General features: G+C 40.9%; 20 protein-coding genes. 5 read left to right on the top strand and 15 right to left on the bottom strand.

Going from position 1 to position 18040, the window contains the following annotated elements; translation table 11 throughout:
• Positions 1-85: 85 nt before the first annotated feature.
• From rodA to V7K60_RS04255, 3 genes are all read right to left on the bottom strand, one after another.
• Positions 86-1399, bottom strand: coding sequence for a rod shape-determining protein RodA (gene rodA, locus V7K60_RS04265; protein WP_334923213.1), 1314 nt, complete (start codon positions 1397-1399; stop codon positions 86-88).
• A 160-nt stretch (positions 1400-1559) separates the two neighbouring features.
• The gene (locus V7K60_RS04260) at positions 1560-2630 is read right to left on the bottom strand and encodes an Mrp/NBP35 family ATP-binding protein (RefSeq protein ID WP_334923211.1); all 1071 of its coding nucleotides are present in this window, start codon (positions 2628-2630) and stop codon (positions 1560-1562) included.
• Positions 2631-2902: 272 nt separating this feature from the next.
• Positions 2903-3427, bottom strand: coding sequence for an SRPBCC family protein (locus tag V7K60_RS04255; protein ID WP_334923209.1), 525 nt, complete (start codon positions 3425-3427; stop codon positions 2903-2905).
• 449 nt (positions 3428-3876) lie between these two features.
• On the opposite strand from V7K60_RS04255, the gene hemF reads away from it, so the two are divergent.
• Together hemF and V7K60_RS04245 are read left to right on the top strand one after the other, a co-directional pair.
• Positions 3877-4923 carry an oxygen-dependent coproporphyrinogen oxidase gene (gene hemF, locus V7K60_RS04250; RefSeq protein WP_334923208.1) on the top strand — a complete coding sequence of 349 codons (1047 nt, stop codon included), beginning with the start codon at positions 3877-3879 and terminating at the stop codon, positions 4921-4923.
• Positions 4924-5189: 266 nt separating this feature from the next.
• Positions 5190-5558, top strand: coding sequence for an STAS domain-containing protein (locus V7K60_RS04245; RefSeq protein WP_334923206.1), 369 nt, complete (start codon positions 5190-5192; stop codon positions 5556-5558).
• Between the two features lie 88 nt (positions 5559-5646).
• Here V7K60_RS04245 and V7K60_RS04240 read toward each other — a convergent pair whose 3' ends face one another.
• Complete coding sequence (locus V7K60_RS04240; protein ID WP_334923204.1) at positions 5647-6252, bottom strand: chromophore lyase CpcT/CpeT; 606 nt, start codon at positions 6250-6252, stop codon at positions 5647-5649.
• A gap of 209 nt (positions 6253-6461) precedes the next feature.
• On the opposite strand from V7K60_RS04240, the gene psb29 reads away from it, so the two are divergent.
• Positions 6462-7169, top strand: a complete 708-nt coding sequence (gene psb29, locus V7K60_RS04235; RefSeq protein ID WP_334923202.1) for a photosystem II biogenesis protein Psp29 — start codon at positions 6462-6464, stop codon at positions 7167-7169.
• Positions 7170-7301: 132 nt separating this feature from the next.
• Here psb29 and V7K60_RS04230 read toward each other — a convergent pair whose 3' ends face one another.
• From V7K60_RS04230 to V7K60_RS04220, 3 genes are all read right to left on the bottom strand, one after another.
• Positions 7302-7664, bottom strand: a complete 363-nt coding sequence (locus tag V7K60_RS04230; protein WP_334923256.1) for a phage holin family protein — start codon at positions 7662-7664, stop codon at positions 7302-7304.
• A 352-nt stretch (positions 7665-8016) separates the two neighbouring features.
• Positions 8017-8709 carry an ExbD/TolR family protein gene (locus tag V7K60_RS04225; RefSeq protein WP_334923200.1) on the bottom strand — a complete coding sequence of 231 codons (693 nt, stop codon included), beginning with the start codon at positions 8707-8709 and terminating at the stop codon, positions 8017-8019.
• A gap of 42 nt (positions 8710-8751) precedes the next feature.
• Positions 8752-9480 carry a MotA/TolQ/ExbB proton channel family protein gene (locus V7K60_RS04220; RefSeq protein ID WP_334923198.1) on the bottom strand — a complete coding sequence of 243 codons (729 nt, stop codon included), beginning with the start codon at positions 9478-9480 and terminating at the stop codon, positions 8752-8754.
• Between the two features lie 400 nt (positions 9481-9880).
• Here V7K60_RS04220 and trmB point away from each other — a divergent pair, with 400 nt between their 5' ends.
• Both trmB and V7K60_RS04210 read left to right on the top strand, forming a co-directional pair.
• Positions 9881-10516 (top strand): tRNA (guanosine(46)-N7)-methyltransferase TrmB, encoded by a 636-nt coding sequence (trmB, locus tag V7K60_RS04215; RefSeq protein ID WP_334923196.1) that lies wholly within the window; start codon positions 9881-9883, stop codon positions 10514-10516.
• A gap of 405 nt (positions 10517-10921) precedes the next feature.
• Entirely contained in the window at positions 10922-11104 is a 183-nt protein-coding gene (locus V7K60_RS04210) for a hypothetical protein (protein WP_334923194.1), read from the top strand.
• 444 nt (positions 11105-11548) lie between these two features.
• Here V7K60_RS04210 and V7K60_RS04205 read toward each other — a convergent pair whose 3' ends face one another.
• From V7K60_RS04205 to V7K60_RS04170, 8 genes are all read right to left on the bottom strand, one after another.
• Positions 11549-12325 carry a peptidylprolyl isomerase gene (locus V7K60_RS04205; RefSeq protein WP_334923192.1) on the bottom strand — a complete coding sequence of 259 codons (777 nt, stop codon included), beginning with the start codon at positions 12323-12325 and terminating at the stop codon, positions 11549-11551.
• Between the two features lie 33 nt (positions 12326-12358).
• Complete coding sequence (locus V7K60_RS04200) at positions 12359-13399, bottom strand: aldo/keto reductase (RefSeq protein WP_334923190.1); 1041 nt, start codon at positions 13397-13399, stop codon at positions 12359-12361.
• Complete coding sequence (locus V7K60_RS04195; protein ID WP_334923188.1) at positions 13396-14496, bottom strand: T3SS effector HopA1 family protein; 1101 nt, start codon at positions 14494-14496, stop codon at positions 13396-13398. The genes V7K60_RS04200 and V7K60_RS04195 overlap by 4 nt, the downstream gene beginning before the upstream one ends.
• Positions 14497-15064: 568 nt before the next feature.
• Positions 15065-16228: a phosphotransferase gene (locus V7K60_RS04190; RefSeq protein ID WP_334923186.1), complete on the bottom strand. Its 1164-nt coding sequence runs from the start codon at positions 16226-16228 to the stop codon at positions 15065-15067.
• Between the two features lie 79 nt (positions 16229-16307).
• Complete coding sequence (locus tag V7K60_RS04185) at positions 16308-16565, bottom strand: bacteriocin (protein WP_334923184.1); 258 nt, start codon at positions 16563-16565, stop codon at positions 16308-16310.
• Between the two features lie 432 nt (positions 16566-16997).
• On the bottom strand, positions 16998-17222 hold the full coding sequence (locus V7K60_RS04180) for a hypothetical protein (protein WP_334923182.1): 225 nt from the start codon (positions 17220-17222) through the stop codon (positions 16998-17000).
• A 324-nt stretch (positions 17223-17546) separates the two neighbouring features.
• The gene (locus tag V7K60_RS04175; protein WP_334923180.1) at positions 17547-17765 is read right to left on the bottom strand and encodes a hypothetical protein; all 219 of its coding nucleotides are present in this window, start codon (positions 17763-17765) and stop codon (positions 17547-17549) included.
• Between the two features lie 94 nt (positions 17766-17859).
• On the bottom strand, positions 17860-18040 hold a 181-nt coding region (locus V7K60_RS04170), incomplete at its 5' end, for a hypothetical protein (protein WP_334923178.1).

The raw sequence follows: 18040 nt of genomic DNA, 5'->3' as shown, positions 1-18040 counted from the left end.
TTTCCTTTTAATAGCTTAATACTTGTCATTAGTCATTTGTCTTTAGAGAAGTGCAAATGACTAATGACCAATGACAAATGACGAATCAATAATACTTCTGTCTTTGCCGGAAATTTGCTACCGATTCTACTATTCCCAAGGAAATGAAGTTGGTCAGCATCGCAGAACGCCCATAACTCATCCAAGGTAGGGGAATTCCTGCCACAGGTGCTAAACCAACAGTCATGCCAATGTTGACAATCACCTGGAAGACAATCATGGACAAAACGCCAATAGCCAACAAGGAACCAAAGTTATCTTTGGCGGTTTGGGCAATATGTAGTAGGCGCAAGCAAATTAAGCAGAAAACAAATAGCACTACCAAACTACCGACAAAACCAAATTCTTCTCCCACTGCGGAGAAAATAAAGTCTGTATGCTGTTCCGGTACAAAATTCAGTTGTGTCATTGGCCCCTTGAACAGACCCCATCCCCAAATTTCACCAGCACCAATAGCAATGCGAGATTGGATTAAGTGATATCCAGCACCGAGTGGATCGTGATCGGGATTCATGAATACAGTTAGTCGGTCTTTTTGATACTCTTTCAAAACATGGTTCCAAGCGAAGACTCCTAATTCGCCACCCAGTATATTAAGAGTCCATGCACCGATAGCACCTAAACCAAATCGACGCCAGGGAAGAGTTTGCCAGCCCACAATAGCCATTGCAACTGACCAAATTAGTCCTAATGGACCAAAAGATAGTTCTTTGAATAAAACTATCGGCTCTGTTAAAGGCCAAGATATACTAAACAAAATGGCGGCAACCACCGGAGAAATCATCAGAATTAACCAGCCTGGGTTAGCATTTGCCCAGTAAAGCATTCCTAAGACGATCGCACCAAATACGAGTGATGTTGCTAAATCTGGCTGTAAAAATACTAATCCCCAAGGTATAGCGGTGATTGCTAGAACGCGGAAAATACCTTCGAGGCTAGAAGCAGTCCGCCTATGTAACAAGGCTGCTAATGTGATAATCATGCCGATTTTGGCAAATTCTGAGGGTTGGACGTTAAAGCCGCCGATACTAATCCACCGCTGCGCCCCTTTGGCGCTAGTACCAGCAATCATCACGGCGATTAAACTGAAGTTTGTCAGCGTGTATGTTACCCAGTGCCACTGCATCAAGAGTTCGTAACGGATGCGAGATAAAAACAGGGCTATAAGCACGCCGATACCCGCTACCATCCAGTGCCACCACCAGTCAGTCACTGGCTGCTTCAGTTCCGTACTGAGAATCATTAGGCCGCCAAAGATACTGACAGCAATCGGCAAACAAAAAAGTAGCCAATCTACATGCTGCCAGGGCTTAACCCAAGACTTCCAGCGAATTTTGGGGAGCGATCGTTTTAACAACATTGTGCCAGTTTAGACTTTAGCTTTAATTGTTGGGAACTGGGAATTGGAAATTGGGCAATAATCAATAGTTATTTTTCCCCAACTTCCCCACCCCCTAACACCCAGTCCCTAGTATTCCCAAGCTATAGCCCAGGAAGTAGATAGAAATTAAAATTTATAATTATGTCAGGGCAGCAACTGATACTTTACCAGCAATAGTAAGAGCGATCGCTGTTAATGCTTTTGCTGAAGCTGAATCTGGGTCGCCAACAACTATCGGCACACCGCTGTCACCACCAACTCGTGTGGAAATCTCTAGCGGCACGCACCCCAACAGTGGCACTCCCAATTCAGCAGCTGTTTTCGAGCCACCACCGGAACCAAAAATGTCATATTGCTTATCTGGTTGATCGGGGGGGATAAAATAGCTCATATTTTCCACGATCCCCAATACCGGAACATTCATCTGCTGGAACATCCGCAATCCCTTGCGAGAATCTAACAGGGCTACGTTTTGCGGCGTGGTGACAATTACTGCCCCTGCCATTGGTACTGCTTGAGTTAAAGTTAACTGAGCATCTCCGGTTCCTGGTGGCATATCTACAATCAAATAATCCAGTTCTCCCCATTGCACTTGATAGAGAAACTGGCGAATTACACCATTGAGCATAGGTCCCCGCCAAATTACTGGTTGATCTCGGTCAATCAAAAAGCCCATTGAAACTAATTTGACGCCGTGATTAAAAGCCGGTTCCAGGATGTCACCTGTTTCAGTAGAACGCACAGTAATTTGAGCATCAGACAAACCCAGCATGGTAGGGTCATTGGGGCCATAAATATCAGCATCTAGCAAGCCGACTTTCGCCCCAGTTTGGGCTAGAGCCACTGCTACATTCACTGCCACCGTACTTTTACCAACGCCACCTTTGCCGCTGGAAACAGCAATGATATTTTTGACTCCAGAAATGCCAGTGCGGTCGGGTAAACTTTTTTGTTGCGGAGTTTCTGCCGTCACTTCTATGCTGACATCTGTAACGCCTGGGAGTTTTTTGACAGCTTTCTGACAGTCTTCGACAATAAATTCACGTAAAGGACAGGCAGGAGTGGTTAACACTAAAGTGAAACTAACCTTACCACCGTCAATTTTTACATTGCGAATCATATTCAGTTCTACCAGACTTTTACGGAGTTCTGGGTCTTCTACTGGTCGCAAAACTTCTAAGACAGAGCGGGAATCGAGGACATCGTACATAAAAATTCAAAATTGAAAATGAATAAATACACTTGTGGGGAACATCTTAGCTATTAACTGGATGCCTTTTTAAGTAAGGTCAGCTTAGTGTTATCACTGTCACTGCCGTGATAAAACTTAGCAAATTGCATTATTACCTAATAGAATCTTAACTTTCTTTGAGGATTGGGCATTGAAAAGAGGCAAAGGGGCAGGGTGCTGCTCTTGCTGAGGGAAAACTCTTCTCCCTTGCTCCCTGCTTCCTACTCCCTTGCTTCCCCAATCCTCAGTATCTAAAAATCAAAACAACTGTCATTAAGGGATTTTTTATTACCAGATACCGCTGGTAATGCCGTCTTTTCTACTGCCTCGACTAAAGATCGTGCAACGCGGTCTGCATAAGGACGGGATAAAGACCAAATTAGGGGCGATAACCAACCCCGTAGAGTTACAGAATAAGATAAACAAGTACCACAAACTGTTGACTCTACTTGGTAAGTTAGCCGTTCCTCTATTCCAGGAATCGCCATCACTCGGATACTCAGCATCTCTCTGGGATTGACGCGTTCCACAAAAATTCTGATGGGAATCGGCGAAAAGCGTGTTACAGCTTGAAAAATTAATCCTGGTTTGGGTACTAATCCGTGGGGGACATTAGTACTCTTAAGTTGTGGATGCCAGGAAACGTCTGTTAAGTCAACCACTTTTTGCCACAGTTCATCTACAGAAGCAGAACTAATCTCTCGATATGTCCACACCAGAGAAGCACAAAACCGACGACGTTTGCGGCGGATGAATTTGGATAACCAACCTTGCATTTTCCTAATCCTCCTCCCTAGATATTTTCTGGTAACTCTGGTATGGTATGCAACTACAATCAACTGCTAAATTAAAACTTTCTCAAAAAGGACCTAAACATAGAAAGCCTCGATTCGGTACAGACCCTAACAGCCAACATCAGCAATATGGCAAAAAAGTTCTGAGTAGACCAGTCAAATCCTTAATACCTCAAGCTTAAGACTAAAATTTAGTCTTTATACCAGAATATTCCAATTAAGAATTTCAAAAAAAACTAATTCAATATATAAGCCTATACGCATTTGAGGGAAAATAACTCTAGTGATGCCCATCAATCGTATAAATGCTTAACCCAGTAAGAAAAAAGCGGGTTGGGCAAATAGAGCTAGATTGTTGGCGCATGTTTCCCCAAATTTTAAAATGAAAAATTTGTGGCTTTCTGGAAATTGTAATTTAGGTTCGGGAATCTATGTTGACCAACTCGCAAATACCAACTGTAGCAGCAGAATCATCCAAGTCTTTGCCAGCAGCTGACGCTCAGACTAGAGTCAGTCAGTTTATGAAACAACTGCAAGACGAAATTACCGAATCATTGGCAAAACTAGATGGTGTGGCTAAGTTTAATGAAGATAGTTGGGAACGCCCAGAAGGAGGTGGAGGGCGATCGCGCGTACTGCGAGATGGTGCAATATTTGAACAAGCAGGTGTAAACTTTTCTGAAGTTCAGGGTTCCCATTTGCCACCCTCAATTTTAACCCAACGCCCTGAAGCCGCAGGGCATGGCTTTTATGCCACAGGCACTTCACTGGTATTACACCCTCACAATCCTTATGTGCCTACAGTTCATCTAAATTATCGCTACTTTGAAGCGGGGCCAGTGTGGTGGTTTGGTGGTGGTATTGACTTGACGCCTTATTACCCTTTTGCTGAAGATGCGGCACATTTACACAAAACATTAAAACAAGCTTGCGACCAACACCACCCAGAGTATTACCCAGTGTTTAAGCGATGGTGTGATGAATATTTCTACCTCAAGCATCGTGATGAGACACGGGGTGTCGGTGGTCTATTTTTTGATTACCAAGATGGCCAGGGTGCTTTATATCGCGGGCCAAATCCCAATGGAGAAGCGGCCATTTATAGCAATCAGGTAGGAACACCAGCAACCCGGAATTGGGAAGATTTGTTTGGCTTTATACAAGGCTGTGGCAGAGCATTTTTACCAGCTTACGTACCGATTGTAGAACGGCGACATGGGATAGAGTATGGCGATCGCCAACGGAATTTTCAACTCTACCGTCGAGGACGGTATGTAGAATTTAACTTGGTTTATGACCGAGGCACCATTTTTGGTCTGCAAACCAACGGACGCACCGAATCAATTCTCATGTCCCTACCACCTTTAGTGCGCTGGGAATACGGCTATCAACCGGAACCCAATTCCCCCGAAGCCGAGTTGTATGAAACCTTCCTTAAACCTCAAGATTGGATCAACTGGACACCAAAAGAGTGCTGAGTTAGGAGTTAGGAGTTAGGAGTTAGTAGAGACGCGATTAATCGCGTTTGTACAGGAGTTAGGAGTTATTTCTCCCTCTGCTTCCCCTACTCCCTCATTTCCCTCATCTCTCCACTCCCCACTGTTTTGGCGAGTTAAACTACTAAAGTTAAGCACTTAGCCGAAAAAGGTGACAAATTTAGCTATAGCTTGTTAATCTCAAGTGACAGCATTAGAAAATTCTGTCACTAGTTAATCTTAAAAGGAATGCCACGGGGAGGGCTTTAGTGATTCATATAGACCAAAAAACTTATACAACCCAAGACGGAAACACTGTTATCGTCTTGACACCATCAGGCCGTCTGGATATCACGACTGCTTGGCAATTTCGCCTGAAGTTACAAGAGTGTATTTCCAAGCTCAGTCGTCATGTAGTTGTAAATTTGGCTGAGGTAAATTTTATTGATAGTTCTGGTCTTACATCTTTGGTAGCTGGAATGCGTGATGCTGATAAAGTCAAGGGCAGTTTCCGCATCTGTAATGTACATCCAGAAGCCAAACTCGTGTTTGAAGTGACGATGATGGATACTGTTTTTGAAATCTTTGAAACAGAAGAGGAAGCTTTAGAAGGTGTACCTCGTAGCATTGCCAGCTAAAAAAGAGTTAGAAGTTAGGAGTACAGACGCGATTAATCGCGTCTGTACAGGAGTTAATTTATAACTCAAGAACTCATAACTCATAACTTTATCTTATTGAATACTGATTTCGCTTGGTGTAGCGATAAGGCCCCATAATCGCTCCCCAGGTTGCTTTTCCAGTTGCGGGATCAATTCCTTTGTCGTAGCTGTGAAATTCTGTCGCTGTAGCTGCAAAACCTAAAGAAACATAGATGCTATTGCCAAGATAAGTAAAGCTACAACGAGTCTCTGGTAGTGGGGTAGCGGTAAACTTATAGCGATCGTCAGCTAGTTGCTCCTGAGTAACTGTTAGGATACAACCTGGTAGTAAATCTAATTGTTCAGATGTCAGTGTGTTTAGTAGAGCAGGGTTATCACCTGCACCTTTTAATGCACCTGGATCTTGAGGCATATAATATTGTACTTCCACAGTTGCGTCAGAGTCGCTGCTTTGACGCAACCGGATAATTCGCTGGCGGTAAGGTTGATCTAGGGTAATAACGTTAGCTTGTTCGGCAAATAAGGTAATGCTATCTTCTGTGAACAGATCAACTGGTCTTTGCCACAGGCACAGGTGGACATACCAAACTGGTTCTGCTATGGCTTGTTCTCGATTATCAAATTCACCAGCTAGGTACTCACCTAAAGCAATTAACTGTGGCGACAAGTTCATAATTACAATAAATAAATCATTAAGGATAATAATTTTTGGCTAGTTTTTGAGGAGAAAAGGTCTTATTTGCTGTAGTTACCAGCTTATAAAATACTTCTAATGTGTATATATTGTAAATGAAACCGTAACCTGCTAAAAGCTCAACTTGGCAAAGTAGCCTTTAAGCGAGAAAATAAAGATACGTCGCCCTTAACATTTCTTTTTTCTTTGTGAATAACGTCCGTACAGTCTCTGATACAAAGCGAACTTTCTACAATCTTCACACCCGTCCGATCAACACTATTTATCGTCGGGTAGTAGAAGAATTGATGGTGGAAATGCATCTGCTGTCAGTAAATATCGATTTTAGCTACAATTCAATTTATGCCTTGGGTGTCGTCACTACTTTTGATCGCTTTATGGAAGGCTATCAACCAGAACGAGATCAAGAATCAATTTTTAACGCCTTATGTCAGGCTATAGAACAAGATCCGCAACGCTATCGACAGGATGCCCAGAGATTGCAAGCTGTAGCTAAAGGTTTGCCAGTTAAAGATTTAATTGCATGGCTAGGCCAAACTAGTTACTTAGATAGAGATGCTGACTTGCAAGCAAACCTACAAGCGATCGCCAACAATCCTAACTTTAAATACAACCGTCTGTTCGCAATTGGTGTATTTTCGTTATTAGAACAGTCAGATCCCGAATTAGTCAAAGACGAAAAGCAACTCACTGAGGCGCTGAAAGCGATCGCTGCTGGCTTGCATCTTTCTGATGACAAACTCAACAAGGATTTGGAGTTATACCGTTCTAACCTAGACAAAATGGCGCAAGCGCTAGTGGTGATGGCAGATATACTCTCAGCCGATCGCAAAAAACGCGAGCAACGTAAACAACAATCAACTACCCCAGTTGCTCCCCCAAGTTCCAACGAATAGTTAAGAGTTAGGAGATGGGAGTTATTCAATTTTAGATTTGAGATTTTTACTTCAATCCAAAATTATAAATCTAAAATTGCCAGAGTTTAGAGTCACTAATAACTCATCACTCCTAACTCCTAACTCTTAGCTTTAGACGCCCAATATTTTGTAGATTAAGCTGTTAATTATAGTCAGCGTAAATGCACCAATAACAGCACTCCAAATCCCATAACGCAAGCGAAAACCCTCTACTAACCAAGCAGCAATACTAAAACAAACCACGGCAATCATAAATGTGAAAATGCCGGATAATAAGTCCAATGTGAGTAGATTTGGTACTGCAAAAATGAGGCTTAAAATCGGTCTGACTATTGCCGTCATGATACCAAGCACTGCGGCAGAAAGAAACGCTTTACCAGGAGTATCAATTTCAACTCCCAAAGGCAACTTACTAATTATCAATAAGCTGATAGCTGTTACGATCCAAACAATTAAAAGCGTCACGATATTCATGCCACAACCCCTGATACTAATTAGTAATTTGTAATTAGGACACACTGAAATACGCTTGATATAAGCGCTTTTCAATCTGTTAACCTATTTGGATATCCTTCCCCAATTTTGGTATGAAATGTGGATGGTAATTGGTGAAGAATTGCTCAGTTTATAGGTGGAAAAATCTTTAAAGCTCAACCAATTATTTGTAAATTAGCAGTTTTTTTTTATCTAGCCAAGATTTGTTATAGATATCTTTAGGTTTCGGAAAAGGCTTGAAGGGGGAATGGGGAGTAATGAGTGGCAGACAAGGGAGACAAGGAGAATAACCCATGCCCAATGCCCATCCCCAATTCCTCATTCCCCTATCTCATCTTTTAAGAGGAGGTTGGGTTTGTTTGGGTGCTACAGGCGCTTGAGGCGCTGGTGAGTTAGGAACCACGGGAGAAATACCAGGATTAATAGGACTGATGCGTTGCCCAGTTGGAGGCTGAGTGATGCTAGGAAAGGGTACAGAATTAGGTGCTAAGGGGAATTTTGGGGTAATATTCCCTTCGGGATTGATGCCTGGAACTGGTGCAGCACCAGGATTGATTGGGAAAGAGGGGACAGTAGGCAGGTTAGGTGAGTTTATGGATGGTTGAGATGGGCCAGGAATAATTCCCAAAGAAACGCGATCGCCCCCTACTTGTCGTAGCAAATCCAATGTCTCAATCACATCATTGTAAGTTGCGGTGCGCGAAGCATTCAGCACGACAACGGCACTGGGGTTTGCTTGCAGATACTGTTTTAAGCTCTGTCTCAAATTTTCCTGTTTTACAGGCTGTTTTTCTATGTAAGTATTGCCAACGGCATCGATAGTTACAATCAGACTTCCACCTTGTGATGTGATTCCAGAGACTGTACTGGGGCTGGCTTTAGGCAAATCAACATTTATTGCCTGTTGCCGTGTAAATTGTAAAGCCGCTAATAAAAAAAATGTCAGTATACAAAAAACGACATCAATTAAAGGGATGATTTGAATTTGGACTTCTTCAATTGGAGTATGTAGATTAACTTTCATGTCTCACTCTCAAGCCTGGTTCAGGGGTTGAATTATTGACTATTAATTAGGTGTATTCGGGGGTTCAGGAGGTTCAGAAACTCTAGTCTTTCCTGGCTTGCGGGGTGGAGTGAAATTTTCTGGCACAATTGCTGATGTCCTATTGCTAAAGTCAGGAGGAGACTGGCGATAAAGCAATTCCATCTCATTCCCTGCCTTCCGAAAAACTTTGACTTGGTTGACTACAAAACTTTGAAATAGGCGGTAAAAGACCAAACTAATAATGGCAACTATTAGCCCAGTTGCCGTACTAATTAAAGATTCACCAATACCAGTAGTCACCCCAGCGGTAGATTCAGTTCCCAAATCGCCAATCCGAATTGAGCGCAGAGAGTGGATTAAACCCAAAACCGTGCCCAACAATCCTAGCAACGGCGCTAGGGCAATTACGGCTTCTAAAAGTTTTTCGCCCCTTCGCATCCCAGCTAATTCGTCTTCTGCCGTAGCCTCCAGTGCTAGTCGAAAGGTTTCCGCATCACTTTTGGCAAAACGTAGAGGGGCGTAGAGAAAACGCCCGACAGGCTGATGGCTTGCTTGTTTTGCGATGTCCGCAGCTACTTCCCAATTATCCTGGGCAGCATCCAGGATGCGATCAACTATCTGCTTTTCTTGAGTCAAAATTCGCAGCCAGAACCACAAACGCTCGAAAATCACACTCAAAGCCAGAATCGACAGAACTAGCATTGGCCACATCGCTGGCCCACCCTTATAAAACAAATCTAAAATATCCACTGTTTAAGTTTCCTCCCTCCACGACTAAAGCAAATGTGTTAAGGCATTTTAATTCTAGAGATTAATGCAAAATGAGGGACTTCCAAAATATAAATTTCTCGATAACCTAAAAAAACAGTGCAAGGATGACGTATTTGACTGAGACTGCTGTACAAACTTGCTGCTGGGTAAGCAATTGAATAATAGACCGATAATTTTTGGCATACTTTTGCTAGACTTCCTTGTAATACCAATTTGAAAATAAGAATGCAATACATAGATAAGACCTTACCGAACCCTTTACAAGGCTTTGGGGAGGGTGCGCGTCAGTGAGGGTGGGGTGTCTGGTCACAAAAATTTTTTGAATTGATATAACTTAAAGTTTTACCACAGAATATTTTCACGTAAAGGAGAACAAATTTTGGCAGCAGTCCGAGTCCGCCAGCATGTTAATCCACTTGGTAAAAAGTATCAAACACCAGCAAGTCCCCAAGACTGGGAAAAAATTTATGCAAAGCCAAATCAACCACTACATTTAGATATTGGCTGTGCTAAGGGGCTGTTTTTGTTGAATATGGCCAAGATAGAACCTAACTGGAATTTTCTCGGCTTGGAAATTCGGGAACCGCTGGTGGTGGAGGCGAATAAGTTACATTCTGAATTAGGTTTAACAAACCTGCACTATTTATTTTGTAATGTGAATAACTCATTGCACTCACTGTTATCTTCCCTCCCTTCAGGAAGTTTACAGCGCGTTACAATTCAATTCCCCGATCCTTGGTTTAAAACCCGCCATGCTAAACGTCGTGTAGTCCAACCAGAACTAGTGGCAGATTTAGCTAATTATCTTGCAGTTGGGGGATTGGTATTTCTGGAATCAGATATGGAATTTGTTGCTGTGGAAATGCGCGATCGCTTTGCAGCTAATTCAGCTTTTCAGAAAGTTGGTACAGAAGAATGGCTAGCCGAAAATCCACTCCCAGTACCCACAGAACGGGAAATAGGTACGCAAAAAAAGGGTGAGCCTGTTTATCGAGCTTTGTTTATCAGGCAATAAGTTGTAAATCAGGGGTAGTGATAGTGATCATTTAGCGCTATGGCAAATATGGTCTTTTACTTTGACATTCTAGAGTTTCTATCTTTTTTTAAGTTGATATGGAGTCAACTGGACATTAGATATCCTCTGTCAGTTGGCAATACTTTCGGGACATAAATGTTTGAGTTAATGTCCGAAACTGCCTAAAATATCAAATTCAAATTGGGATGCAAGAGTTTACAGTTTGAGTAAATGATATAGGACTCCTGTCTGATTCCTGAACAAGATTTTACATAAAACCCTGATCAAACGAGCAACTAGATAGCAAAAGCTAGTCCAATTACACCTGCTGAAATTTTTCGGACAGCGGCAACTTGTACTACTAAAGGTTGTCAGCATTTTGATGGACAAGATTGCCGTCTAGCAATGCGAATTGTAGAAAAGTTACTACCAGTAGCAGAAGCACTACCCCCCTATTCCATACGCCGAGATTGTCGCTGGTGGCAGCAAGAAGGCAAAGCAGCTTGTATGCGTTGTCCACAAGTTATTACAGATAACTACAATCCATATAAGGTAGAAATTCAAGTGTCAAAAATATCTGTTAGTTAAGCACAATTACAGATTAGGTTTATCAGGTAAAAAAACTTCTAACAAAGATTTCATTAAGTAATCTCAGGAGCAGAAAATTATGTCTCCAGAACGTATTAAAGCTTTTGTGAAAAGCTAATAAATTATGAATTGTTTCTTAATTAAACTTAAGGCGTTAATAGCAAAGAAGAATGTAGCCAGATAGTTAAAGTTGCTGGCTACAATTTCACTCTAGAAGAGTATTAAGAATATACCGTTCAATTGTTGGCGTCTACCGATGATGAAGGTGAAGTCAAGCATTTAAGTGGAAAAGAACAGCAGCCTCAGGAGCATTGGAGGAAATTTTAAGGCTATGTTTCCTCTTTGGTGTCTTAGTGTCTCCATATCCTTGTAGGGAGACAAAATACCCTGAAAGGATGCCATTCCTTTCTGCATCCTAGCCCTTTTTGTCACCCCGCAAGCGTATTAAGCCTGATGGTTGGAATTTTTCAAATTTTGCAACCACACTTGAAACAACGAATCCATAATTTGTTCTCTCACTGCTTGATTCAATTCTATGGGGAACCACTTTTCCACTCTCATAACGTGATACCCCACTTTTGTTTGCACAGGGCCAATAATTTCACCTTCCTTAGCTTCAGTAAGAGGTTTGACAATTTCTGGTATCAGTTCTACTAAATAGCGAATTCCTACAAAGCCACCATTTTCTTGGGACTGCTTACCTTTAGAATGTTCCAAAGCCAAAGCACAGAAAGAAGCTTGTCCTTCGCGTAGAATTTGCACGATTTTCCAAGCAGTTGCCAGGTCAGTAACCAGAATTTGCGATAGCGCTACCCGTTTGTAGTTGTCGCGTTTAGAAACATAAGCGCCATCCACTGTTGCACCGAACAGATGTTCTTTAAGCTTCTTCTCTAACAGTACTACTTTAATTCCTTGTGACCACTCGTCTACACTAATGCGCTGCTCCTCCAGCCATGCACTAGTTTCTGCATTTCCCCATAACTTGTGTTCCAAGCGAAAAGCATCGCCAGCAGCTTGCCATTCATCATCAGATATTTCAATTCCCAACTGGTTGCAGTTGGCTAAAACTAATGCCTCATGTTCAGCAGCGATCGCAATTTCTGCAAACTTAGCAGAACGACGCAGATATGTCAGGATTTCTGCATCAGTTGCTGGATGGCCTGGCACGGGTTCGTTGGTTAAAACCTTGAGTGGTAAAGTTTGTTCTAATTGTTCGGTCATAGCTTGATGATATCTAAGTAATATTTGTTATTTCTATCTGCCAACAAGCAAACGTTCTGTAGGAATTTCGTGAGGTTTGATGCGGTTGCGATGCAAGTCACCATACAGATTGAGGTAGTCGATTTCTTCAGGGGTAAGTTTGCCCTTTTGCACACCTTGAATTGCTGCATCTACATGTTCATGGTTTAGCAAACCTGTTAAGGCAACATCAACAGAGTTTTGACTTAAAGAATAGCGATATAAATCTGGGACTGAAGGTTGCCAGCATCCAGCTGGTAGACCAGATGGGGGTTGCCAGAGGGCACCAAGCATACCCGCTGACTTAAAGGTGACAACCCCTGGTCGATGAGGATCGTTGGCATCTAAATTGGGGAACACCTTTTTTTGGGCTGTACGGTGTGCCACGTTATGCCTTACCATGACAACATCTAACAAAGGGCTATTCAACCACTGTTTTGCTAAATCGTGGTCGTGAAAAGAAGCACCAATATAGCGCACCACACCCATTTCTTTCATCTTTTCGGAAACACCAAACACTCTTTCTATTTGGCGCTGAGTTACTGACCCTGGACCACGGATATCGTCAGAGGCGCTAATACACTTTTCAAAAGCAGGATGATTATGCTCATCAATCCAGCCCCAGAAAAACACATCAATGTAGTCAATACCCAAGTCGATAAATTGATCGAATAAATAGGTGAATGCTGTGTCTGGGGTTCTAATCATGTAACTGACAGTTGCCAGAACTACCTTCTCACGAATTGAGGAACCGCGTCCACATAATTGACGGAGCGCAGGACGCATGGAACTATAAAGATATTGATGTAAGTCGCTGGAGTAGAAAAAGTAGTTGATGCCTTGGTCGAAGGCGTAAAGGGTATCTTCACTGGAGATGTGACCTCCACCTCCCAGTCCTAAACAACTAACAGTTAAGTCAGTCCGCCCAAGTTTGCGGTAAAAAGGTAGATCTGATTGAGCAAATCTACTATTAGCCAGGGCAAGTTCCTCGGCGGCTGTTAACTGTGGCTGAAAATCAGGAGTCTGAATATCAGGAGCAAGATTAGTAATTTTCATGACTTTAAAGCTGGATAAATATCTTCAGATTTGGCATTGAGGTAAGGACGTTGCAGGTCAATTTCCAGCGCGGAGAATTGTGCCAAAATTGATGCCATCCGACCTTCTGGCGAATTATCCTCTTGCTGCCAAGCTTCTATCAAACCATTGGTTACAATTTGACAGCGATTCATGCCAAAGCTTTCTTTTTCGCCAAATTTTTGGTCTGGTTCTTCAGCGATCGCTAACCCTGGTGCGATAAGTTTAGTAAATAAAGGCACTTCTGGACAAAAATGGGATTTGTGTTCTGCATACACCTTTTCTAATACTGGGTGGACAGCTTCATAGTTGTTTTTGTCAAAGTAAAGCACCGCTGAGTCATGACGCCCATAATCTGAAGGGTTGTATAACGCTTTAAAGTTGAAAGGCAGGGCGATGGCATTAAGTTGGGTAGTCAAGCTTTCCATGACTGCAACTGCACCATCAGTAGTTAAGTTGAAATAGACTCGTACTATATCCTCACCACTGTAAGAGCCTGCATTACTAACTGCCATGTAAAAACCGTTTTGCACCAAATTCTTGGGCAGTTTGATAGCAACTGGGTTCCCCACAGTCACAGCTTCGTCTTGCAGTTGTAAATGTTTACTGCGCTCAATATGCAGAGTTAAACCACCTTTGTGTACTGCTAAAGCGCCATCTGATTCTTCTTTCACCACCAGCCAATTGGGACTAAAGTAGCCTTCACCCTTGTTGCTTTCATGGAGGCGATTGTAAAACACTACATCCACACCTAGAAAGGTGTTATTTTCTAAATTTTGGTTGACTGCTAAATTTGTTGTCTCCCCATCAAGTGCTAAGACACCTTTGAGGGAACCGTTGTAATAAATGCCGTAGAGAAAATTAGATAGTTGGGCGTTTAAATATTTATTTTGTACATCTGAAGGCAATTGCTGAAAGCGTGGGAGTGTCTCAGCTGGTACTTCTACGGGTTTGTAGTCGGGATGGCTAATACAAAATTTCGATTCTATGTGAATTTTATTAACTATATCTTGCAATGAATGCTGCAATGACTCTGGAATAGCTGCTAGTTGTATTGGCAACGGATCTAGTAGTTGCATAGGTGCTTGCCTTTAACTAAGGGGAGATGGGAAGAAAAATGCCATTTTTTGATATACTCTTACACCGACAGCAAGTTGTACAGTGTAGGCTTCTCAACCAATCCAGAAGACAGCTTCTCCTACGGAGACTTATGCAAACGGAGGCGTTGAGCTTTGTTTAAAGTCCACGGAATGCCTTACCGCAGACTATGAATTTCTTACCTTGTATCCTACAAGTTTTACTGCCCTAAATGATATGGTGGCTTATTTACGCTACACCTCAAACCAATTGGTGACTAACTTATAATAAAGATGTACCGACTTACTTGAATGCTGTGCAACGGAGTCGCTTGCCAGTAGTCATTATACAACTGGACAGAGGTTTATCAGACACCAATGTGGGTGAAGCAAACCACAAGTATTTTACCAGAAATAACACATAAATTGGTGATTCTTCACCTAGCCCATCACTCATCTGATTGAAATCAAATATTGCTCAGGGGTAGGATTTTGATGCTTTGTCAACCAACCGCTGCACCAATGGGACACGCTCTTTACAGGATAAGTAAGAGGCTTGTTTTGGTTTAAGTTAAAGGGTAGACAAGCTTGTGGATACAAATTCTGATGCTTGCATTCCAAAAACTGTCGGAATCGATGCTTCTGGACGGCACAATAAAGACTTAGCCACTTGCAGCATACAGATACCCGTATTACCAAAAGATTTTTGGTATTGCAGGGTTGATTGAATAGCGATAATCAAATTCCAACCAGCAAACTGTACGACTCGCTGTAAAAAGTCAGGACGATGCTCTAAAATTTCTGGAAAGTGATTTAAATATGCGATCGCTAAAGCAGCAATAGAAGGTTGGATTATCTCCAAGGGCGTTGTCGCCATCCGTAAGGATTCATCAATACTCATGGTTTTGCTAGTAATCATACTATTCAACCAGATATGTAGATAGCTACCGATGAGCGTACCTAAATCAAAAGCCGGATCTCCCCAATCGCACCTCTCCCAATCAATCAATCGTATCGTGCTGTTGCCAAAACCTTGCTCCCAATCATCAGCTAATAGGATATTATTTAATTTCAGATCATTGTGTGTTAGACAACTGGGTTTTAAAGAATTTCCCAGTTCCGCTATGGCTTGACCTAAACTGTCATATCGTTGATACAGAGCAAAGAATTTCAGACCATCAGCCGGAACAGAACCAAAAATTTCTGGGCTGATTCGTCCCAGCTTTTTAACTAAATGGGGAAGGTTTTTAGAAGATTGACTCCCTTGTTCTTGAGTGAAAAAAGCTTGATAATCTGTACGGTTGAAAGTGAAGCTATGAATACTGGCTAAAATTGTGCCTATAGCAGAGGCAATCTCTGTGGAGAAAGTATTTTCATTGCCATATAAAGCCATCACATCACGATAGTTATCCAGGTAATTAAAAATAATAATGGAATCATCTAAATTAACGTGCACTACTTCTGATATCCAATCGTGCATTTGATTTAATTCTGGAAATTTCTGGACAAATTCTTGAATTTGCCATTCTCGGAAGAATTCACCAGATGCTTTTCCTTCTTGATTAAGAGGTTCTTGTTTGATCAGAAGTTTACGTTCATTTGGGAAAGTCAGTAATAAATTAAAGTTTTTGGCGTATTTCGGTTCAATTTGGCTATGTTCTTTATCTTCTGGCGTACAAAGATCAAGCTTAATTAAATAATCAAAAATGTTTTGAGAACTCAAAGAGAAGGTCATATTTCGCTAACTAAAATTTGACGTTTTATAATATACCAATCAGACTATTAAGATATCTACTTAATAGTTTAATCAGTAATTATGGAGAGGTATTGATATTATTCTGTGTGTAAGCATTAAAACTTTGCCCATTAATACTTCTTACGTTTTGTTCGACAGGTATTGCTAAATTGTTAAAAATTCCCTCAATAAAAGCTAGAGACAATATTCCTATATCAATGAATCCTCCTTTTACACAACTTAGCTCATCTTCTGTTAACTCGTTGAGAAATGTTTCAGAATCTTCAAAGAGAAGATAGCCAGCATTAGACAGGTTTTCAAGCTTAATTATGTTCATTGATTTCTCCTAATTTAAAGACAGTTTATACAATAATGACCTTTAAAAAAAATTATCTAAAAGTTTATTAAATATTGAATAATCTATCTATTTTTCAAAAACTTAATTCTAGTTCCCTAATTATTATCGCCACTTGTAAACTTAAAAGTCAAATGTCATAGGATAAATTATTAGACATAACTCTAGTAATTATGCCTAATAAATTTGCTTCTACCCCTCCCTTTGTACAAAATCGGGTTGAAAATCCTTAAAAGCTTTACTCTGTAAGCATTTTAACCAAAATAATATGCTTAATATTGACAAGCCTTGCTTTATAATACTTTCACCTTGATTGAGGTTTAACTACCATAAGGGGATGGGTAGAGCCATAATTTTTTACTTTTGTCTCTGAAAGTAAGCCTATTGGTATTAGATGATTGTTTTAGTTAATCATTAACCATTATTATTGCCTATTGAATTTGCATTAATTGTGTTGGTATTAGCACTAAAGACCGTATTTATAACAATGCTACCTATGTTGATAACTATTCCTCCGCCTCTTTTACCTCCTATAAGACCCTGTATTTCATCATTACTCATCTCATTCAGGAAACTTTCTGAATCCTGGAATAAATCGGAGCCAAGGGGATATAGTTCCGAAATTTTGATATTGGACATTTACTTTTATCCTTGTGATATTGAGTCAATTACGATGCAAGGGAAACACATCCCAATTTTGTCCGCATTTTCCAGTAATGGTTTCAGAATCTAAAATTAAAATTCATGACCAAAATCCTTATATACAAGCATTTCAATAATTAAGATGTGTTTGTAGCTTCAGGATGCTAAACCAGAAAAAATCGGCAAAAGATGGGTATTTTTTTATAGCGTTTCCTAGTCTAATGAGGTACATACAAATGTTGTTTAACAAAGTTAGTAGCTTTGAAAACGTACCTCACCAGATCGGGAACCGCTATAATAGAGTTATTTCACATTCAAATATTATCTAACTGTATTAACGTTAAAGGCAGTATTAGCATTAAAACTATTACCATTAACACTAACGACAGTCTGAAAACTTACTGATGCACCTACAACTGTGAATGCTCCTCCTACTAATGACAACGTTTCTTTTTCGTTTAGTTCATTGAGGAAACTTTCAGAATCTTGGAACAATTCAGAGCCAGCAGGACGGAGTTCAGAAATTTTGATAGAAGCCATGAGATTTCTCCTTCAACAACAATAATTTATGGTTTTTTTGTAAGAAGACTAAGCATAATAAAGCTTAATCTTCTTTTGAGATCAGCACAAAAGATTATCCAACTGTGTTAACGTTACCAAAGGTATTACCATTAATACTATTGCCATTAATACTAACAACAGTCTGAGCAGTTAATGATACACCTACAACTGTGAATGCTCCTCCTACTAATGACAACGTTTCTTTTTCGTTTAGTTCATTGAGGAAACTTTCAGAATCTTGGAACAATTCAGAG

This window comes from Nostoc sp., assembly GCF_036917555.1.
Lineage (GTDB): Bacteria > Cyanobacteriota > Cyanobacteriia > Cyanobacteriales > Nostocaceae > Nostoc.
Note: the sequence above shows the minus strand (reverse complement) of the source record. Positions and strands in the feature narration are given on the sequence as shown.